We start from the raw sequence: 21,020 nt of genomic DNA, 5'->3' as shown, positions 1-21,020 counted from the left end.
CAATTGAATCGCGCCAATCAAACGACGTTCGTAACATCACAACCTTGTCTCGGGTTCGCCAACAAAGAATTTTAGAACCGATAAGTCGCGCCTAGCACAGGCCCCGACTGATCAAATGTAAAATCGTTGCCGTTGATTTCATGATCGAATGAGATATAGCGATAGCCACCGCGGATCAGCCACCTGTCGTTGATTGCGTAATCTGCCGTCAGCAGAATCTGCCAGGTTTCACTGTCGCTGCGGAAGCCTCCGTAGTCGACAAAACCGGAGCCCGACCACTTATCCGAGAACTGTACCCGTGCTCTGGCGCCGATGACAGGGTCGATCCAGCTATCATCTGCCGTTGTTGTGCGCCCCGGTGCCGCGCCGGGTAGAAGGGTAAATTCCGTTTCAGTGCTGAACCACCGGAAACCCCCGGCGACGTCAACGGTGATAGTTGGCGCTTCATACACTCTGTAGCCAACATAGCCACTTAGGTATTGTGTGGTAAATGATGTCTCCAGACCCGAGCCGACAGGTCCAGGAGCGCTGTTACTGAAAGATAAGTCTGTGTAGTTGTAATCTGCAAGTATCAGCCAACGTCCGTTGGTGGCCGAGAACGCACTCATAAAGGCAAAATCGAGGTTTTCCAACGCATCCGAAAAGCTGAGCGTACCGTCCAGAGTGCCCAAAGGTGTGTCCAATGTAGTCTCTGTTTCCGGCATGAACAGGTAGATTGTGGCCTCATATGACCAATCGGATTGTTGAGCCGAAGCCACTGTGGCCACAGATGCAAAAAAAGCTACTCCGCAAGCGCAGCTTTTCACCCAAATTGACGAAGTCATTCTGTCCCTCCCGTCAAACAATCAAGTTTGAATAAATGGTCTTTGGTTTGTGGTTGTTTAGCCATGGGCCTCATTCTACAGCTCCTTCGGTTGCCATGGAACCGCTGCCGACACGATTAATATCAGTGTTCGGGAAGAACTCGGACCAGACATGCCAGAATGCGCCTGCGCGCAGGGTTTCGACACGTTTTAGCTGACCCTGATCTGAATGGCCCCAAAAATCGCAATGGCTCACAGGTTGACCAAAGTCGTTGTACCAAACGCCTAGGCTTTCATACTTTGGATCCAAGCTGACCACGACATCTCGTCCGCCGACATTGGAATTCACGATCCACTCGTTCTCGACGATGAAATCATCAGTCCAGCAAACCGCATCCTTACCGATCGTAATTCCCCAAACGTAGGTTTTATTTGGTAACCGATCGTCCGAACGATCCATGTTGTCCATCACGGGCGCGTCTTCCTGATGCTGGCGTCCGATGCCCCAGCCAAACGTGATCTCGGTCATCATATCCAGCAGGCGCAAAAATGGGTTCGGGGATGGCTTGTTCAGAAATACCTCACCGTCAGGATAGGCCTTCTGAAACCCGCGGAAAGTCATTCGAAAGGTTGGCCAGGGCTCCATTCGCGCTTCGGGTCGAAGGGGGCAGGCAGGACCGTCGGAGTTAGGGTCGCGGTCCGCCTCGCGGAAACCATAGATGTGCTGGATCGGCTCGCCCATGTCGTTATCGCGCAGGATTAGGTTATTGCCATGCTGGGCCAAAACCTCGAGATTCAACCGTCGTCCTTCTATTCGCGGAATGTAACCCTGACCCAGATTGGCCATAGCGCAATAGGTCATGACCACGTCTTCGCCACCCAAGCCATCTACATTCCCGGCCAGATGAGGGCGCATAATCTGCGCATCCGGGTGCGCGCGGGCTTGGCCGTTGTTTTCGATGACTACGACGGGCGCAGTTGGTCCGACATATTTGCGGGCTTCTTCAATTGGAAAGTACTGGGCGTCATTGAGCTGGTTCCTTAGACCCAAATGCACCCAAACGTAGGGAAACCCATAAAGAAGAAGAGTAAGCACAGCCGCTATGAGCCAAAGCCAGAAAGGGCCGGCGCCCAAAAGGAAATGCGCAAGTGTTGCCGCTGCAAATCCGCCAAGTCCGATACCGATCAGGCGATATTCATTGCGGATAAAGCGCACCATATTCTCGCGCTTTACCTTCAGCAGCATTTGAGAGACGTCGCCAAGGTCTCTGAAATAGACAAAGCCGATCCCAAGGGATGTGATCAAACCCAGTGCAAAGAAAAGTAGTCCAATCATGTGATGATCCTAAAGGCTTTGGTGCGTCGCTGCCGTTATCGGTGTTATTGCTGCGGGGCTTGGCGTTTGATCAGGAACGCCTCAACCGCTTGTCGCGATTCTGGGCGCGTGTTTTCAATCCCTTCATAGGGCACGCCATAGGCCGGCGGACTATCTGGATATTTCTCTTTACGGGCCATGTGTCGGCCCAGAATTCGCACAAACTCCTGTCCACCCCAGGCGCCAACCTCGGTTGAGACTGAAAATTCTTCGCGAGTGTCGCGATATAAGTCAAAGAATTCGGCGGCGATGGGGTTTTTGCCAGGTGGCGGCAAGATGAGTTTGAGTTGATCTTTGACGACGGCTTCGGGTTTTTTGTCTGAATAGATGATCACGTGGTCGCGGCGCGATTTTGCTTCGTCGTCGAAAAGCAATGCAGCAGATTGATCCACGCCGTCAATCAAGCGATCGCGTGGGACAAACTGATCGGCACCGGCGAAGCGAGCCATCGTTGTATAGAGATCGGAGATGTGGATGATGCTGTTGAGAAGGCCATCTGCTGTGATCATGCCGGGCCACCGGATAAATGCATCAACCCGTACACCGCCCTCGGTGGTATCGGCTTTACCGCCACGAAAGATCATCGGAGTGAACCCTGATTGCGGTGAGTACTTGGTGAAATGACCGTTGTCGCCCATTACTATAACGATTGTATTCTCAGCTAAGCCGAGCTCGTCAATTCTGGTGAACAGATCACCAAGCCATTGATCCAGCAACTGCATCTTGTCGACATAAAGTCCGCCGTTAGCGCTTTTAGGACCCGTTCTGCCGGTTCGTGTGTTGTCCAGCGGGATCATGGGCCAGTATTGCAGGAAGAATGGTTCTTCATCGCCAGCCAAACGCTCCAATTCGTCCATGGTCTTGTCCTGGAAGGCTTGGTTCATCTCGTCATACTTTGCGGCGTTCCAGCGCTCGCCAGGTTCCATTCGGATTTCGCGGATCGGGCCGCCAGCTTCGCCTTCAATAACGGTCATCATGGCCGAGGCATCAGGACGGAACCACTGGTCGATGGTGTACTTATCATCGTAGTCCCGAATAGCCACCGAAACCTGTTCCTTGATCGCGTCGTCATGGAAGATCGTTAGTTGCCCCTGTTGGTGGATTGCATGCTGGGCATAATCGAACCCCTGATTCATCGCCCAGCTTTCTGAAATATCCCCCATGTGCCATTTGCCAACGTGGCTGGTAGAGTATCCAGCCTGTTTTAGTACTTCCGCCAGCGTAACCTCTTCCCCTGGAAGGCCTTCCCCGGCGATATCAACCTGCGTGTTGCCCATTCCCATACGGACGGGTAGCCGCCCGGTCATTTGGGCAACGCGGGTCGGGGTGCAGGACGGTTCGGTATACATCCGAACCATACGCATCGCTTCATCAGAGAAATCATTGATGTTGGGCGTCTCATAGCCCCGGACGGCATTCAACTCGGGTATTCCCATATCTCCGAAGCCAAGATCATCGATCAAGACACTGACTATGTTTGGGGGTTGCCCCTTGTTCCTATCTCGAAAAGCCGCCAGAGCCTCATCAACAGCGATGTCATCTTGCACCCATTTATCCGCGTGTTGTGCCTGCAAAACATAAAACTCAGCATCGTGTTGAATTGGGTCTTCCTGCGCTTGCAAAGGTGGTGCCGTAACGCCTGCACAAAAAACCAGAAGCCATTGTAGTTTCATTCCGTCTCCCCCAGGTTTGAAGCCGAGCTTCGGTGTTTGATCTTTGATGCGTTAACCAATTGTAACATCGTTATATTCAGATATTTACTTAAATTTGCGACGTCACTGCCAGCTCATGAATACATCACGGGTCAGTTCAGTTTCCGGACGCAGGTTTTCGATGCCCTCATAGGGGGTACCTTTGCCGATCTCTGAATGTGGATATTTGGCGATCATCTTCTGGTGGCGCTTTATCATATCCTGAAAAGATGCACCGGCCCAAAGCGAGTAGCCAACCAACGGGTGTTCCTCACGAGGGTCCCGATAGATGTTATAGGTTGGAGCAGCCGCGCCGGGTTGACCAGGGGCAGGAAGGTGCATCTTGAATTCTTGTTTAACGACCGAGCGCAAGACAGGGCCTTCGTAGACATAGACATAGTCGCGCCGACCGTTCCCCTCGCCGTTCAACAGTAACGCCGTCTGGTCAATGCCGTCTATCACACGGTCCCTTGGGATAAAGGCGGTGGCTCCGGCAATTCGCGCCATTGTGGTGAAGATATCTGAAACATGAACGATGTCGCCAGCTGCAGTGTTGGGTTCGATCACACCGGGCCAGCGAATGAACGCATCGGTTCTTACTCCGCCTTCAAGATGCTGAGTTTTGCCTCCGCGATAGATTAGTTGGTTCAGGCCGGATGAGCCTTCATAGTGATACATCAGACCATTATCTGCCATCAGAACAACAATTGTGTTGTCTGCCGTGCCGGTTTCTTCAAGCTTGGCCAAGAGATCTCCAATCCATCCATCAAGCAGTTGCAGCTTGTCGGCATGAAACCCGCCATTTCGTGAAATTGCCTGATCCGGGTAGACGAAGTTCAACGGGTACAGCGGCCAGTATTGCAAGAAGAATGGCGCATCCTCGGAGGCTACACGTTCGAGTTGCTCCAGCGCCTGCCGTTGATATCGTTCGTTCATCTCTTCATATTTGGCCTGCGTCCAAACCTCACCGGCTGACATGTCTACTTCCAGGGCGGGCCCACCGGCTTCGGCCTCGACACCGGTGACAAGACCATATGGCTTGAAGCGCTCATCCAGCAGGAACTGATTGTTCTGCCCCTCGGGCACGTAGCCGAGCATGGCGTTGGACCTCATTGCCTCGGGGATCATGAGGCTCAGCTGCACTTGCTGGTGTAGTGGAAATGCGGCCCAGTCGAATCCCTGATTGTGTGGGTACGATTGCTCAATGTCACCTTGGTGCCATTTGCCGATATGCGCCGTATTGTAGCCGACTTGTTTCAGTATCTCCGGCAGTGTCACTTCGCTGGTCGGAAGACCTTCTCCAACCAAAGCCACTTTGACCTCTTCGACACCGGCGCGTATTGGGTGGCGCCCTGTCAGCATTGCGGTACGTGTGGGAGTACAAGAGGGTTCGGTATACATGCGCATTAGCGACATGCCTTCGGTAGCCAACTGATTGATGCTGGGTGTCTCGATCCCCATGACGTAATTCATCTTGCGGTCACCCATCTGACCAAAGCTTACATCATCGATCAAGATGTAGAGGAAATTAGGAGGCTTGCCGCCGTTGGCCGCACGAATTTCGGTCAGCTTGGCGTCGACTTCAACGTCTTGCGCATCCCATGCCTCACCAAACTGCGCGCGAAGGAATTCGAACTCGCCGTCATGAACAATCGGAGTTTCCTGAGCAAGCGCGGAGCCGGCACCAATCAACAACGCAGGCAAAATGTATCTAAGTCTCATGTCAAACCTCCAAATCTTTGTTCCGTACCGATTCCGAATCAAGGCCATGCGCCTGCAACCGTCCGTCAATACTGCTGCGCAGGTCCGAAAGGCTTTCTGCCAGATCGGCGAGATAGCGCATCTGAAGAACAGACTGCGACCTTGGCGGCACCGCCAGTTCGGCGAAGACCTCTTTGTAGTCGCGGCAAATTCGATCAAACTCTTGGTCTTTTGCCCGCAGGTCCTGCAGCAGGCGACCCGCTTCGGGAAATTGGGATTCAAAGAACTCATCATCCGTCATTGGCAGCGCCCTTCAGGCATTCGTTTGCCAAGCATGCATCCAACAGAATATGTATTGAACGTATAAAGCCGCATGCTACCGTAGCACCATGGCGACAAACCCTTATTGCGAAAGGATAGTTCTTTGACCGTCAGCATGGACGATCAGGAACAGAATGACACTCAACAGTTCTCGGCCGAGCAGGTGCGCGATGCGTTGGATAGGGTTCAGAAGTCAGATGAATTCAAAGGGTCCGCCCGCATGCGATCTTTTCTGTCTTATGTTGTGATGGAATCGCTCGAGGGTCGTTCCAACGAGATACGCGCCAAAACCATTGCGATGGATGTTTATGGATACGACGCGGATGAGCTATTGAAACGCGAAGGCGTCGTACGCGTGGATGCGGGACGTGTTCGGCGAAAACTCCAAGCTTATTATGAAAGTAATGGGATCGCTGACGAATTGGTAATCTCATTGCCTGTCGGAAGTTACGCACCCGAGTTTTTGCCGGGCTCCAATCGAAGCAGACAACCATTACGCGGAAGGCGACAGGCTTACGCAGTCGTTATCTCGCTTTCACTTCTAGTAGCCGGTATTCTAGTCGGTGTTCTGATCGGCCGCGGTTCGAAATCTGTTGCTCCAATAACTGGCAAAACTGCGATCTACGACGTGTCGCCAGCCCGCGTCGAAGCAATGAACCTAAGCAACGCTGGCCGGGATCTGATTTTTCCGGTTACAGATTTGGCACGCCTTCAACCTGCGTTGTTGATATTCCAAACAGCAATTGAACGAGATCCGTTTTATTACGGGGGGTATGCTGGCGCTTCTCAGGTCGAAACCATGTTCGCCATCATGAAATCTGGCGATCCAGGTTCTGATGAGTTTTTGCACGCGGCCGACAAGAATAGTGCTTATGCTTTGGAATTGGCTCCGGATGCAGCATGGCCGCTTTCAGCGCGAGCCTGGTTTGAATTTGGGGTGGGCAATTACGATAGCGCAGTTCGATTATCCCAACGGGCCGTAGGTTTGGCACCCGATGATTCACATGTTGCTGAATTCGATGCCTTGATTTCCCTTTATACATCTGATTTTGAACGAGTTTTGTCTCAATCAGCGCGATATAGAGTCCTGGCCCCACAAGGAGGGGGACTTGTATTTGACAATGCATTGGGTGCGGCTCAGTTCCATACGGGAGACTATGCTGCCGCAATCAGGACGTTTGATGAAACAATATCGCGTGGTGGGCCGTTCGGACCAATTTCCGCAGCTTACCTTATGGCAGCCCACTGGAGGAACGGAGAACAAGCAGAGGCACAGCGGCTTGCAAAAGTATTTTCGGACACTTGGCCAAGCTTCCCTCTCGAAGCACTGAAGGCTCGAGTGTTTGTAGACCCACAGCCAGTTCAAGAGCTGATCAGTGCAATGAAGGCTGCGGGTTGGTCAGGAACCGTCAGGCCCTGATTCTACGCAGTAGGATGTGTCACAATCAATTTGCTTAGATTGGAATGACATAAAGACCAGCGTAAAAATGCCAGCGCCATGCCGCGAAGTAGAGTTTGTTTGCGCCGCCCTCGGACAGCGCAGGTGTATCGGTAATAGTCATCTAGTGGCCTCCAAGCACAATCGCGCCGCATCCAGCGGGATACGGGCATCTTTGATTTCAATAGAAGGTAATGAAATCAGGCGTGAGGCAGGTCGCGGGTCAAACGCGCGGGATCGAGATCATTGCGCTCGGCAACGCGCTTGGCGATAAATTCGAAAGTTTGCGTTGCTGTGGTCTGTACGAAGCGTGGACAACTGTCTTGAATCAGAACGGACGTGTTGCTGATGCGGCAAGCTTCGCAATCAACGGTCACTGGTGCGCTGTTGCCATCTATATTTCCGCAGATGCCGCTCAACTGCCCGCCTGCCGCAATATAGGCGGTGAGTTCCGGGGTCGTAGACATGGGAGCTGTCCGATGCGCAAAGCTCAGCATTCGTGACTTTGGGCTCAGAACCGACCTCAGATGCGGCGCGGCATCTTCCAGTTTCGCAGAACTAGCATCGTGGCAGAACGGCCCATAAGAGACATTCTACAACCGAGCGGATTACTGAAATACAGCGTTGCAAACCGGCGTTTGCTGCCAGTGCATACCCATTCGCAGCAATATCTACACTATCCGGGAAAGACCGGAATTGGTCACGACAGCGGTCGTTCTAACATTTTGGCTGCAGACAAGCTGTCAGGCGGTACAAAAATCTCGCAGTATCGAATTAAAGAGCCCCGGCTTCTCTAAATGCGTCGCGTGAGCACATCCAGGTATCACGGCGAGGTTGGCGTCGGGAATTGATTGCCACAATTGTTCGGTTTGGCTCCATGGATAGGTCCGATCCCGGTCACCCCAAATCACCAACGTACGGGTCATGATATCCGCCAAATGTTTGGCGCCGCTCCAACTTTCCATTGCGTCGAGCCCAATTAGCATGGTTTGCAGGCTGCATTGTTCTGCAATCATAGCACAGTCCTCATAGGCCGCAGCTTTTCCCCGATCAAGAAACCAGGTTGCCGCAATACGTCTGGCCGTGGCTCTTGGTCCTTCTGTATTGGCCCGGCGCTTTGAAGTGTCGATCGTCTCAAACCGGCCGGGTAAAATGCCAATCGTTCCGGTGCCGTAAAGCACCAACCGGTCGATACGTTCGGGTGCGCGGGTAACCATTTCTTGGACGATCATCCCGCCCATTGAATGGCCGATCAGGATAAATCGCTCAATTCCCCGCCCGGTTAATTCGCACAGCGCCCACTCGGCAAATCCAGCAATACTGGTAGGGGCCTCGAGATGCGCATTCTCACCAAATCCCGGTAAGTCCAAGGCAACGACGTTGAAACCGGCCAGGGCTTCGACTTGCCCTAACCATTGTCGACTGCCGCCCAAAAATCCATGGACGAATACGACAGGTGTCATTTGCGCCCACCCTGTACAATGCGATCAAGGATCATGGCGCAGAAAAGGATCGCAAACCCGGCGAGGATGCCTTGGCCCACATTGGCATATTGCAATGCTTCCAGCACGTCCTCACCCAGCCCCTTAGCGCCAATCAGCGAGGCCACGACGACCATCGCCAGCGACAACATAATCGTCTGGTTGATCCCCGCGCGGATCGATGGGCTTGCTAATGGAAGATCTACCTTAGTGAGCAAGTACCACTTATTGGCACCGAAACTAATAGCTGCTTCGCGCACGCTTTCTGGTACACCACGCAGACCAAGAACGGTCAATCGTACCACCGGTGTGCCGCCAAAAATCATCGTGACCACAACCGCCGCTGGCTTTCCAACGCCGAAGAACGCAATCACAGGCACCATGAACACGAAGGCTGGCATGGTTTGCATGAAATCCATGATCGGCTGGATAAACGCATAGAACCGTGGGCGACGGGCAGCAAACATGCCGAGCGGAATTCCTATAACAATCGACAGACACGCCGCTGTCCCCAACAAGGCCAGCGTCGTCATGGCACCTTCCCAGAAACCCAGCAGGCCCATATAGGCCAGAAATGCGCCCGAATAGATCGCCGTGCTGATGCCCGCTGTCAGCCAGGTCAGCAGAATAATCAAGCTCGCAATCACGATCCATGGCGTCTGAACCAGTATGACCTCTAGCGCATCCAACAGAGTGCGGATGCCGAATGTCAGCCCATCAAAGAAGGTCTCGCTGTTGCGTACGCACCAGGCGATGAAATCTTCTACCCAAGTGATACTGGTCAGGCGGATGTTTGGGTCTGTCGGAAAATGGCTAAGCAGTGAAAAGCGCCCTGGGAAGCTGTAATGCAACATTGCCGCGGCGACGATTAACGCCATGAAGATTGCGCTGAACACGATCTGCGACACCGGCATGGCCGAACGGATCGAACGATCCGATAGCCACTCCGAGAAACGCGCCTCAAGCGCCCAGTTCGCCACCTGCGACTGTATGAATTTGATGATGATCAGTATGATCAGGCCGGTTAGAATGATGTAAGGACCTTCAGCTGCCATCGCCTCGGCCTCGGCACGGATACCCCCTATGTTTTCTTCAAGCGAGTCCACCGTTCGCTGATAGACATCGATCTTGTCCGAATTGTTTTCGATAGCCGCCGCCAATTGCTGACGGCGCAGTTCAAGCGTCCCTTCAATCGATGCAATACGCTCCATTGCCTCGGCTGCCAGATCGCCGAACAACCCTCGCGCAATCTGCACAAAGGCTATAGTTTCGAGGATCAGAAATGGTAACGCCCATGACCACAGACCTCGCGCACCGAACCAGACCGGACCAAACAATCCGGCCATCAGATTGAAAGTTGGTGTAAAGCGGGACGATGCACCAATCTTGTCGAAATTACGGATGTAGTAGTCAGGGCTGGTGCGCACAAATGTGCGAATGCTTTCACGCCGCTCTTCGGCATAGGCAAGGGCCGCTTCGCTTTCGGTATCTTCCAGCGGGTTCACATCAGAAATGCTCATGACACTTCGGTCCCTTCGATCACGGTGCGCAACAGATCGGCACGGGTTATGACGCCAACATCCACGCCGCCGTCCTCCACAAGGATTGCGCTACTGTTGTCGATCGCCAGATTGATCAGCGTGCTCAGATTTTCGTCTTCATTCACGCGCGGGGCATCCGCCGATAGCGGCCCATGGGCCGCAATATGTTCTGGAATTGGCCGCATGACCGCATGGGCGCGCACCACTTTGAGGCGTGAAATACCTGCAACGAAATCAGCCACATAGTCATCAGCGGGGTTCATGACAATGTCTTCGGCTGTCCCGATCTGCACCACCTTGCCGTCCCGCATGATGGCGATCCGATTGCCGATGCGGACGGCTTCATCAAGGTCATGGGTAATGAAGATCGTAGTCTTCTTGAGAATCTTGCTCAGCCGGATGAATTCATCCTGTAATTGTCGCCGGATCAGCGGATCAAGGGCCGAAAACGGTTCATCCATCAAAAGCACGTCGGGGTTGGCGGCCAAGGCGCGGGCCAGGCCCACACGTTGTTGCATGCCACCGGACAGCTCGTGTGCGAACTTTGACCCCCAGGCACCCAGTTCGACAATATCGAGAATAGCAGCAGCCTGACGCATGCGTTCATTCTTGCTGACCTGTCGGATTTCCAGTGGCATTGCCACGTTATCCAACACCGACCGATGCGGCATCAGCGCAAAGTTCTGAAACACCATACCGATTTTGTTGTTGCGAAACTGCTGAAGCTCTTTTGGCCCCAAGGCCATGACATCAGTGCCTTCGATTTCGATCTTACCAGCTGTCGGCTCCAGCAGTCGGTTGAAATGGCGAACCAGGGTGGATTTACCGCTGCCTGACAGACCCATGATGCAAAAAATCTCACCCCGGTTTACCGACAGGCTGACATCAGCGACGCCGACAACACAGTTGTATTCGGCCAGCACTTGGGACTTGTCCAACCCACGGTCGCGGATCGCCTGCAGCGCCACCTCGGGTCTGCCTCCGAAAATTTTCCAGACATTCGAAATTTCGATAACGGTGTCGTCGCTCATAGGTCCTCCAGAGATCTGCTTTTGGGTGGCGCCAACAGATGCCGCCACCCTGTTTCTGGAAGTGGGATCAGAGGCCCAGCCAAGCGTCGACGCGATCCGGGTTCGCTTCGACCCATTCGCGGGCAACCTCTGCCGGATCGCGACCTTTGCCGCTGATCTCAAAGGCGAAACCGCTGACATCATCCGCAGTCAATGCGAAATTCGCGAAGAAATCAGCAATCGCAGGTGAGCGGTCTGGCAACGTATTGGACCATGCGATCTGGACGTTCTTCAGGGCGTCTTTGGTGGCAACACTGGATTTGCTATACCAATCCGGATCGTCCGATGGCTGCACCATCACGTATTTTGCCGGGTCGAACGTCGGCTCGCTCAGCATTTGAACGTCGAACATGTACCAGACCGCGTGTGGCTTGTAGCAATAGAAGGCATAGCCCTCGCCTTTGGCGATGCTGTCTTTGATACGCGCGGTCTTCACGCTTTCTTCTGCACGCACGGGCTCGATGAAATCAAGCAGACCGTAGTCGCGCGTTTTCACCTCGTTCACATTGGCCGAAGCCCAGCCGGGGGCGCCAATCCACATCTCACCCTTGCCGTTGCCATCGCTGTCCATCAGGGCGGCGACATCAGGGCGGCCCAGATCAGCTATGTCGGTGATATTGTTGGCCTCACCAAAGTCCTTGCTGACGCAAAAACCCTGATTGCCTTCGTAGGGGTTCGAGGACAATGTTACCGTACCGGCCTCGTCGACATACTTCTTGGTAAAGCTCTCCTGATTGGGCAGCCACACATCTGGATGCACGTCGATGTCACCTTTGCCCTGATCCATGGCTTGAAAGATGGTTGCATTGTTACCGGGCACATATTCAACCGTCCCGCCGATGCGCGTTTCAACAACGGCACCCAGAAGATGAGCGATTGCCTGCGCCCCGGTCCAAGACGGCACACCGATTTTAACCTCTTCCGCCGCGAATGCGGGCATCGCATAGATACCTACCGCCGCTGCCATACCAAATGCCTTTAGCTTGTTTCTCATGATAGTCTCCTCTGTTGAATTGCGCCGTATTTTGGCGTCGTTTTTTTAGTCAATCTCATTCCCATCGCTCGGCGGTGTCGTACAAAGTCGTCTCGGGCTGCGACTTCGGACGGAAGGGGAAAAGGGGGACAAACCGCCAGGCCCTAGCTTAAAGTCTAGAGCATGAGGTTTTCTGAGGGCCAATTCGAACATTTCATCAAACTATTCCCGCAATGCATAGTTTTGAGTATGCTCGACCAATGCTTCCTTGGAAATGCAGGTACACACATTGGATTTGAACTGGCTGCGCGACTTTGAATGCCTCGCCCGGACACTGAACTTCACCCGAGCCTCCGATGAACGCAACATCACACAATCCGCATTCAGTCGTAGAATCAAAGCGTTGGAGAGCTGGGTCGGGCTGCCTCTGGTCAATCGCGCCACCTATCCTGTTCAATTGACAGAAGCAGGTCAACAATTCTTGCCGGTCGCTTTAGCGGCGATCTCACAACTGTCAGAATCCCGTCAATCGCTGCGGGATGCCGATCGTGGGGATAGCCGTTTCATCCGGTTTTCGGTCCTCCACACGATCGCGGTTAATTTTTTGGCAAGTCGCATCGAAGAGTTGCAGATGCAAATTCCCGATCTGCGCACTCGTGTACTGTCCGATTCCCTAAGCACCTGCTGTGACCTGTTGGTCGAGGGCGCAGTGGACATTCTCTTGTGTTACAATCACCACTCGGTTTCACCGATGATTGATGAAACCGCATTTGAGCGAAAAGACCTGTTAAAGGATCGTCTGGTACCAGTGGCTACAGCTGATTCAGCGCGTGCCATGGGTTGGAGTCTCGCAGAGCAGGATGGCCCACCCATCCCCTATCTGGCATATGATCGTTCTTCGTTTTTAGGCATGGTTGTAGAAAATACCATAGACCGCAAACCCCTGAACGCCGAGACGATTTATGTTGATAGTCTGGTTGAGACAATCAAGAGACGCCTGATTACCGGAAGCGGCTTTGCCTGGATGCCCGAAACTGCGATTTCGCCAGAGCTGGACGCGGGATTGCTGGTGCCAATCGGCGATGACGCGTGGTGTGCCACCTTGACGATTTCCGCATTTGCCAATCCGGCGACCTTTGATCAGACAGCGCAACAGCTTTGGGACCAATTATGAACAAAGGTATCTGTTGACTTACAGATTGCCTCCGAACGCTGTGGCGCACTTAATTCAATCGCCTAAACTTGCCCTGCGTGGGAAAATTCGACAATCGCCTGGACAAGCAGGTCAATCGTATCAATGGCATTGACCTCGGCCGCAACACTATCAGCGATGAGCGAGAATTCTGAGCAAGCCACAAGCTGCAGGTCGGCCCCTGCGGCAACAAGTTCTTTCGAGGCAACTCTTAGTGTTTCGCGCCCTTCATTGCACGGACCGTCCGTCTTAATTTTCCGGATCGCTGCAAGCATCTTTTCATCACATGCGGACCAAACCACCGACAGCCCGCGCCTGTGCAACGCTGTCTCGAATAGCTGCGTATGTCGTACGGCGGGCGAGGCAAGCATCCCGACACATCCCCCTGATCCGAGCGTCCCAGCCGCATGATCAGCCGTCAGTTCGACCACGCTCAGCAAGGGTATTTCCACGGAGTCCGTAATCGCCTTGGCATAGTGATGGGCGGTGTTGCACGGCATCGCCAGCGCCAAGGCTCCAGCATCTTCAAGCCGACGCGCCATAGCGGCAAGCGTCGGCCCCGGATCCTCGCCGACGCCCTCGAGCAGATGACTAACCCGCGACGGCACCTGCGGGTTCATGTCGATCAACAAAGGTATGTGATCCTGGTCATCAGTTGCGGGTACGGCCGCCACCAGCTTGCGCTGGAGGAGGATCGTCGCTTCGGGGCCCATACCGCCAAGAATTCCAACCGGGCGCAGTGTCATGGCTCAGACAGTCACCCAGCGGTTTTGATGATCAAAGGCAAAATCATACCCCCCAAGGGCTGCGGCACCCCCGGTGTGCAGGAACACAATCCGTTCGCCATTGAACTCACCCTTGCGGGCAAGATCAATCAGACCGGCCGCACCCTTGGCAGAATAGCACGGATCGAGGAGGATGCCTTCGAGCTCTGCAAACATCTGGATCGCCTCTATGCCGCTTTTCGTGGGCAGGCCATAACCCTCGCCGACATAGTCAGTATTGGCCTTCACGTCTTCGCGCTTGACCATACCTGCGCAGCCCAGTTTTTCAGCGGTTTTGCAGGCGAGGTCAAAAACCATCTGTTCTTGCTTGGGCTGAGGCGCCCTTGTGCCGATGCCCAGAACGGGCACCTGCGCATTCATGGCACACATGCCCGTCACCAATCCGGCCTGCGTTCCTGAAGAACCGGTTGCATGCACCAATCTGTCAATTTGCAAACCACTGTTATTTGCTTGTGCCAACAGTTCGAAGGCCGCGTTAACATAGCCAAGTGCGCCGGTCGGGTTCGATCCGCCGCCAGGAATGACATAGACATTGTGCCCTTCCGCGCGCTTCTTTTCGGCTGCTTTTTCCATCTCACCCGGCATGTCGTGGCCGCCAGGAAACTTCTCGGTAGTTGCGCCATGCAAATGGTCTAGAAGGACGTTACCGTTCGTATTGTAGTTTCCATTTTGGTAACCGGTGCGATCCTCCAAAAGGATGTGACAGGCAAGCCCCAGCTTGGCGGCAAATGCAGCCGTCTGCCGACCGTGGTTGGTTTGCGTGGCCCCTTGGGTCATCACCATGTCGGCACCCTGCGCCTCGGCCTCAGCCATTAGAAATTCAAGCTTGCGGGTCTTGTTGCCGCCGGTCGACATACCGGTGCAATCATCGCGTTTGATCCATATTTCGACCCCCAGCTCTTTTGACAATCGCGTCATGGGTTCAAGCGGTGTTGGAAGATGGGCAAGATGCAGACGGGGAAAACGGGCAAGGTGCATGTCATGGTTCCTAATATTTGCTTTTGTCAACTTACTACGCGCTGAGGCGCATTCCTAATTCGAACTTCGGTACATAAATTGCAGGAATTGCATGTTGTCACGAACTGCACTATCGATCCGCCATGCGTCTTGAGTGGATCGATGATATATTGGCCGTGCTTGATAGCGGCTCTCTCGCCCGCGCCGCTGAAAAGCGATTGCTGACGCAATCTGCGTTTACTCGGCGGGTGCGGCTTATCGAAGACAACATCGGCGCAACGCTGTTTGATCGCCGCCGCAAGCCAGTCTCTTTGATGCCAGGCGTGCGGGAACTGGAATTTGAATTACGTGAACTCAGCACCCGGCTGCATGGGCTTCGGCACAGCCTAAAAACCGCGAGTGATCAGGCCGGCAAGTCGCTGTCTTTCGTTTGCCAACACGCCCTCACAACGACGGTTTCCCCCGAAATTGTGCGTGTTTTGACTGAAGATGGCGAAACCTCGGTTCGCGTGCGGTCAGGAAATCAAGACGAGTGCCTACTGCATCTGATTTCGAAGGAGGTCGATTTTGCCATCATGTACGCGGTGCCTGATGACAAGATGCAAGAACCCGTCAACGTATTTGAAACCAAAACGCTGGGGATGGATACGTTAATTCCCGTCTGCGCGCCTGCTGTGCGTCCGCAAGTGACGGAAGCCGCAATTCCAACAATCAGCTACCCGCCCGAGGTTTTTCTCGGGCAGGTCTATTCCCGGATGATCGCCCCGCGTTTGCCTGAAGGTAAAACCGCAATACCCAAGGCCGAAACCGCGCTTACATTGGCCATTCTAGAATACGCCCTGAATGAAATCGGAATTGCCTGGCTGCCCCACTCGCTGGTCGCGACCCACCTTTCTGACGGCAGGCTTATGTGCATCGAAGATGTGCTGCCCACTCAAATTCTGGCAATCAGGATGGTCCGCTTGGCAAAAGCGCAGCCAGATCATGCGGAGCAAATATGGAAACAACTTGAAGACATTTTAAGTTTCTAGTTTTCCCGCTGCACTCTCTATCCCAAATGGCAAGCCGCCCCTAAACAGAAGGGCTTGATTTTCCCTTACACACCCTTCGCCAGACCGAAAAAAAAACGAAGCCCACACGCAAAACGCTTCGTTATCGCAAAAACTGCTACATCCTAAGCACCTGATCTTGGCAGCAGTCGTCTCTCGAACATGCCCAGCTGCCAAAGAAACGATACAAGCGAGTGGCCACTTTGACCGTTGTGGTTTTTGAAATTCGAATACGCGGCGAACTTCCGCATTCCGCCCATTTTTTCGAAAATCAACGTGTTCTGGCGCAAAGAGTTACGGCGCAGCCCACACCGTCGCACTTGTTTTGGGGCCAGCCGGATTTGGACTAGCCAAACGCCCCTGGCCATCAGGGGAAAGACGCTGCCTTCCCGCTCGGGCAACCCTATTAGACAAAACCGTGTCCTCGACCGTGCCTGCGGGCCGCGCCACCTCCGTCGAATAGCATTGCCTCGCACCCTCCCGCGTTCGCCACGTGGCAGATTAGCAGGAACAGGCAGCTTCGCTGTCAGACCTACAAATCAGCTCTGATTTTCCAAGAGGGGCGATCAGATCAAACCAAACTGTCTGCGGGAGTATGAAATGGGGGCGGCGTGCTATTTGATGACGCAAAGGTCAAATTCAACCGATGTCCAACGTTGGGGGCGCCTTCTGATGTCGAACGTTCACTGCTTTTCTGATCCAACTATGACGGTTGGGTCAGGTTCGTGTGACGTTCAACAGGAAACCAGTGGCGGACCGAGGAGGATTCGAACCCCCGACCCCTTGATTCGTAGTCAAGTACTCTATCCAGCTGAGCTATCGGTCCGCGTTGGTGAGGCGCTATGTAGACCCGGCATTCGGGACGTGCAAGTCGATTCTGTAAAAATAATTCAAAAAGCCCCATCGCCCCGCGGGAGGCGAATTTCAAAGGTGGTACCTGTTGACCCTGTCTCGGTCAGAACAAGGTCACCCCCATGGCCCCGCAACAGTTCCTGTGAGATCGCCAAGCCCAGACCCGACCCGCCTTTGCGGACGCCACCCTGAAAGGGTGTGAACAGATTTTCACGCGCTTTGGCCGGCAGGCCCGGCCCTGTGTCGCTGATCTGAATACACCAGTTGGCGTCCTGCTCTTGCCCGGACAAGGTGATCCGACCGGGCTTTCCTGATGCAACCAGCGCCTGACGGGCATTTCGAACGAGGTTCATCATGACACGGAAAATCTGTTCAGGATCAGCTCTTACGACCAACTCTTCCGGCACATCATTGATGATCTCGACACAGGCATCGGCAACGGCAAGTTTCTCGCTCGCAACCACATCCTCGGCCACAGTGCGGAGCGGAACCAGTGTAAGCGACGGTGCAGGTTCTTCAGCGCGGCCAAATGCCAATGTGCTTTCGCACAGGGTTACCGCTCGGGTGATCGAGTTCACCAGCTTAGGGGCCATGCGACGCACCAACGGGTCTTCGCTGGATTCGATCCGGTCGGTAAACAGCTGGGCCGAGGTCAGGATGTTGCGCAGATCGTGGCTCACCTTGGCCACAGCCCCGCCCAGCTGCGCCAGACGCTCGCGCTGTTTCAGGGCCTGGGTCAGTTCGGTTTGCAACTGTTTCAGCGCCTCTTCGGCCTCGCGCAGCTCGGTCACTTTGGAATCCGGTGAGATGATTCCACGGGCATCTTCGGGGGCGCTGGCATAGCGCTGCATATATCCGACAACGCTTTTGATGGGCTTTACCAGAACCACCCGAACCGCAAGAAACAGGAAAAAAGCCGTGATGATCGAAATCACAAATGACAGGCCCAGAATGCGTAACCCATAATCCGTCATCGCCATACGCAAAGGCATGCTGTCAGTCGTCACCTCAATCAGCAGACCTGCGCCTTTCACAGGCTCGCCAATTACACGGATGACTTCATTTTCCGGCGTGAACAACCGCACGACAGCATCCCGGATCAAAACCCATGGTCGCGCGTCACGCAGGTCATAGGTCTTGCTGATCTGCCCTGGAATAGGAGAGGACAGCATCAACTGGCGCATCTCGTCTCGCCGTAGAACCACGTTATAGACGCCCGCATTGGCCAGCAGTTCAGCCTCAAGTTCCTCGGCCAGCATATCATCGGCCAACAAAGCGAGCGAGGCGATCTGAGCGCGCTCCAGCCGGTTCAGCAGGAAATCTTCGCGGAATCGCGCAATCGAAGGGACAAAAATCAGAACCTCGGCCAACATCACGAAGACCGTCGTCAGGATCAGAAATCGGCCTGACAGCGAGTTCACATTGCTCTCCCTTCCAGGTCAGGGCATCCAGCGCTGGACGAAGCTGACCACACGTTTAACCGTTTGATTCTCAAACAGCCTTGGTGAGAAATAGGCGCCCGCCACCCGTTTGTTAAGCTCTCCAATCGTCGGATAGGGCGAAACCATGGCGGCAACCTGCCCCATCTTCAGATTATTGGCCAGCGCCAGCGACCACAAGCTGATCAGCTCACCCGCCTGATGGCCAACAATTGTGGCACCCACAGGTCGGCCTTTGACGACCATGACCTTGATGAAACCATTCGTTTTACGCTCGGAAATGGCGCGGTCGTTGTGGTGATAGTCAAACCGCGCAATTTCCATCTTATCGCCATGCTCGGCGCGCGCCTGCACCTCGGTCAGGCCAACCTGCGCCAGCTCGGGGTCGGTGTAGGTCGCCCAGGGGATATGTGCGGTTTTCGCCTTGGAGGGCAGCCCAAACAGCGCCGAACGAATGATAATCCCCGCGTGATAGCCCGCCACATGAGTGAATTGCAGCCCACCTGCGACATCTCCGATCGCATAGACCCTGCGGTTCGTGGTGCGCAGGGTGTCGTCGACCTTGATGCCGGTTCGGATGGGCTCGATCCCGGCAGCGGCAAGGTTGAGGCGGTCGGTATTGGCCTTTCGCCCCGCAGCGAGCAGCAGATGCGTGCCCGAGAAGATCTCGCAGTTCTCGGTCACCACTTCAACCGCGCCATCGGAGCCGCGAATCTGTGCCACCATCGCCTGTTCATGGATCGCAACGCCCTCGGCGCGCAAACTGTCCAGCACGACCTCTGCCGCCTCGGGGTCATCCTTGCCCAGCGCCTTTTGCCCTTCGATGACTGTGACCTTGCAACCGAGCCGAATATGCGCCTGCGCCATCTCCATCCCGATGGGGCCACCGCCGATGATCAGCAGATGATCGGGCTTGTCGCGCAGATCAAAGATAGTCTCGTTGGTATAATACGGCACCTTGTCCAAACCGGGGATCGACGGAATCAGTGGTGAAGAGCCTGTTGCAATCACAACCCGCCTCGCGGTGATCAGATGATCCCCCGCCTGAACCTGTGTCGGAGAGACAAAGCTGCCATATTCCCGGATCACCTTGACACCAAAGCTTTCGAACCGCTCTTGGCTGTCCATCGGCTCGATCTGCGCAATCACATCATGCACGTGATCTTTGGCGGCGGCGTAATCCACCTGTGGCACCACATCCGCCACACCCAGCGCCGAGGCATGCGCCTGCCCATAGGCGGCCTTGCCGCTGGCAATCAGGGCCTTGGACGGGACGCAGCCGAAATTCAGACAATCCCCGCCCATCTTGTGACCTTCCAGCAGGATCACATCCGCACCCATCTGGCTCGCCCCCGCGGCGACCGACAGCCCACCTGACCCGGCCCCGATCACCAGGATATCGGATTTCAGTTCTTGCATGATCAGCTGTCCTTTTGGCCGCGCAGCGTTTTGATCAGAATGGGCAGAGCCGCCAGCACACACAAGCCGATGATGGGGCCGATGACAAAAGGCTCCCACAGCAGTGAGACATCCGGCGTTTCACCTCGGTCGAATACACCGCCCAGCCCGACGCCGATCCAAGTATAAACGATGCCACCGGGAATGATGCCCAGCGCCGTGGTGAACAGAAAGTTGCGGAACTTCACCCCCACCAGCGCCGGCACCAGATTGGCCACAAAGAACGGAACCACCGGGACAAGGCGCAGCAGGAACAGGACCGAGATCTCATTCTCGCGCAGGCCGTCCTTCAGCTTTTTGATCGTGCCTTCCGAGGCCTCAAGACGCGCCGTCAAGGACGCCCCCAACCCCCAGCGCGCCGCCAGAAAGATCACCGAGGCGCCGATGGTTGCTGCAAAAATGTTGAAGACCGTGCCTGCGAAAAGGCCAAACAGGAACCCTCCGGTCATCGATGCCACCGCAGCGCCGGGCAGCGAGAACGCAACGATGGCAATGTAAATCGCTATGAACGCACCTGCCATTGCCCAGTAATTGGCATCACGCCAACCCAAAAGGGCCTCTCGGTTGTCGCGCAGGGTTTCAAAAGTCAGGTATTCACCCAGTGTAAAGTAACCCACAGCGGCTACGGCAAGAATCACCAGCAAAGGAATATGTCGCGCAAGCCCGCTGCGCGGGGCCTGAGTTGTATCGCTCATAATGGTGTCCGGTTTTGTGCGTCTCATTCTGGCCTCAACATGCGACGTCACGCGCCCGGGCAACAGGGGCCTCACGCTGCCTTGATCTTTTCGACAGTGAATGTGAGGGTTTTGTGCCTAAAATCCGTATTTTTGAAATCTTTTACCGCGCGGGATTATAGAATTGTTGCAAAAGGCTGCAAAACCCCCACCAAGGGGT

General features: G+C 54.6%; 18 protein-coding genes and 1 tRNA gene. 3 read left to right on the top strand and 16 right to left on the bottom strand.

The genetic code is table 11. From position 1 onward, the window contains the following. Positions 1-71: 71 nt before the first annotated feature. The 5 genes from AC2FIM_RS18625 to AC2FIM_RS18605 all read right to left on the bottom strand — a co-directional run bounded on the left by AC2FIM_RS18625 (position 72) and on the right by AC2FIM_RS18605 (position 5,871). Entirely contained in the window at positions 72-758 is a 687-nt protein-coding gene (locus tag AC2FIM_RS18625; RefSeq protein ID WP_496679036.1) for an outer membrane protein, read from the bottom strand. 136 nt (positions 759-894) lie between these two features. Continuing rightward, entirely contained in the window at positions 895-2,139 is a 1,245-nt protein-coding gene (locus tag AC2FIM_RS18620) for a DUF3179 domain-containing (seleno)protein (RefSeq protein ID WP_271952040.1), read from the bottom strand. A 44-nt stretch (positions 2,140-2,183) separates the two neighbouring features. After that, entirely contained in the window at positions 2,184-3,851 is a 1,668-nt protein-coding gene (locus tag AC2FIM_RS18615; RefSeq protein WP_496679031.1) for a sulfatase-like hydrolase/transferase, read from the bottom strand. A gap of 102 nt (positions 3,852-3,953) precedes the next feature. Then, the gene (locus tag AC2FIM_RS18610; RefSeq protein ID WP_142639693.1) at positions 3,954-5,591 is read right to left on the bottom strand and encodes a sulfatase-like hydrolase/transferase; all 1,638 of its coding nucleotides are present in this window, start codon (positions 5,589-5,591) and stop codon (positions 3,954-3,956) included. Position 5,592: 1 nt separating this feature from the next. Beyond that, entirely contained in the window at positions 5,593-5,871 is a 279-nt protein-coding gene (locus AC2FIM_RS18605; protein WP_142639695.1) for a hypothetical protein, read from the bottom strand. 135 nt (positions 5,872-6,006) lie between these two features. Here AC2FIM_RS18605 and AC2FIM_RS18600 point away from each other — a divergent pair, with 135 nt between their 5' ends. Continuing rightward, positions 6,007-7,311: a tetratricopeptide repeat protein gene (locus AC2FIM_RS18600; protein ID WP_496708315.1), complete on the top strand. Its 1,305-nt coding sequence runs from the start codon at positions 6,007-6,009 to the stop codon at positions 7,309-7,311. A 218-nt stretch (positions 7,312-7,529) separates the two neighbouring features. Here the strand turns inward: AC2FIM_RS18600 and AC2FIM_RS18595 are convergent, their stop codons facing one another. From AC2FIM_RS18595 to AC2FIM_RS18575, 5 genes are all read right to left on the bottom strand, one after another. Then, positions 7,530-7,796, bottom strand: coding sequence for a hypothetical protein (locus AC2FIM_RS18595; protein ID WP_496708316.1), 267 nt, complete (start codon positions 7,794-7,796; stop codon positions 7,530-7,532). Positions 7,797-8,072: 276 nt separating this feature from the next. Then, complete coding sequence (locus AC2FIM_RS18590; RefSeq protein ID WP_271952030.1) at positions 8,073-8,792, bottom strand: alpha/beta fold hydrolase; 720 nt, start codon at positions 8,790-8,792, stop codon at positions 8,073-8,075. Continuing rightward, a complete protein-coding gene (locus AC2FIM_RS18585; protein WP_271952028.1) occupies positions 8,789-10,330 on the bottom strand; it encodes an ABC transporter permease in 1,542 nt (513 codons plus the stop codon). The genes AC2FIM_RS18590 and AC2FIM_RS18585 overlap by 4 nt, the downstream gene beginning before the upstream one ends. Then, entirely contained in the window at positions 10,327-11,382 is a 1,056-nt protein-coding gene (locus AC2FIM_RS18580) for a quaternary amine ABC transporter ATP-binding protein (RefSeq protein ID WP_271952026.1), read from the bottom strand. Before AC2FIM_RS18580 ends, AC2FIM_RS18585 begins: the two co-directional genes overlap by 4 nt. Positions 11,383-11,449: 67 nt before the next feature. Further along, positions 11,450-12,415, bottom strand: a complete 966-nt coding sequence (locus AC2FIM_RS18575) for an ABC transporter substrate-binding protein (RefSeq protein ID WP_271952024.1) — start codon at positions 12,413-12,415, stop codon at positions 11,450-11,452. Positions 12,416-12,689: 274 nt separating this feature from the next. Here AC2FIM_RS18575 and AC2FIM_RS18570 point away from each other — a divergent pair, with 274 nt between their 5' ends. After that, on the top strand, positions 12,690-13,568 hold the full coding sequence (locus AC2FIM_RS18570; protein WP_246097333.1) for a LysR family transcriptional regulator: 879 nt from the start codon (positions 12,690-12,692) through the stop codon (positions 13,566-13,568). Positions 13,569-13,630: 62 nt separating this feature from the next. Here AC2FIM_RS18570 and cuyB read toward each other — a convergent pair whose 3' ends face one another. Together cuyB and cuyA are read right to left on the bottom strand one after the other, a co-directional pair. Continuing rightward, positions 13,631-14,332: a cysteate racemase gene (cuyB, locus tag AC2FIM_RS18565; protein WP_271952022.1), complete on the bottom strand. Its 702-nt coding sequence runs from the start codon at positions 14,330-14,332 to the stop codon at positions 13,631-13,633. A gap of 3 nt (positions 14,333-14,335) precedes the next feature. Beyond that, the gene (gene cuyA, locus AC2FIM_RS18560) at positions 14,336-15,349 is read right to left on the bottom strand and encodes a D-cysteate sulfo-lyase (protein ID WP_271952020.1); all 1,014 of its coding nucleotides are present in this window, start codon (positions 15,347-15,349) and stop codon (positions 14,336-14,338) included. Between the two features lie 122 nt (positions 15,350-15,471). Here cuyA and AC2FIM_RS18555 point away from each other — a divergent pair, with 122 nt between their 5' ends. Further along, on the top strand, positions 15,472-16,359 hold the full coding sequence (locus tag AC2FIM_RS18555) for a LysR family transcriptional regulator (protein WP_142639713.1): 888 nt from the start codon (positions 15,472-15,474) through the stop codon (positions 16,357-16,359). Positions 16,360-17,126: 767 nt separating this feature from the next. Here AC2FIM_RS18555 and AC2FIM_RS18550 read toward each other — a convergent pair. The 4 genes from AC2FIM_RS18550 to AC2FIM_RS18535 all read right to left on the bottom strand — a co-directional run bounded on the left by AC2FIM_RS18550 (position 17,127) and on the right by AC2FIM_RS18535 (position 20,821). Continuing rightward, positions 17,127-17,203: transfer RNA gene (locus AC2FIM_RS18550), tRNA-Arg, on the bottom strand. 64 nt (positions 17,204-17,267) lie between these two features. After that, positions 17,268-18,650: a sensor histidine kinase gene (locus AC2FIM_RS18545; RefSeq protein ID WP_271952018.1), complete on the bottom strand. Its 1,383-nt coding sequence runs from the start codon at positions 18,648-18,650 to the stop codon at positions 17,268-17,270. Between the two features lie 18 nt (positions 18,651-18,668). Continuing rightward, positions 18,669-20,087: a dihydrolipoyl dehydrogenase family protein gene (locus AC2FIM_RS18540; protein WP_496679014.1), complete on the bottom strand. Its 1,419-nt coding sequence runs from the start codon at positions 20,085-20,087 to the stop codon at positions 18,669-18,671. Positions 20,088-20,089: 2 nt separating this feature from the next. Then, on the bottom strand, positions 20,090-20,821 hold the full coding sequence (locus tag AC2FIM_RS18535) for a TVP38/TMEM64 family protein (RefSeq protein WP_271952047.1): 732 nt from the start codon (positions 20,819-20,821) through the stop codon (positions 20,090-20,092). Positions 20,822-21,020 lie beyond the last annotated feature (199 nt).

The sequence above is a fragment of the Ruegeria sp. CDSC052 genome (assembly GCF_059610685.1).
This window is presented reverse-complemented; position numbering and strand designations above follow the sequence as displayed.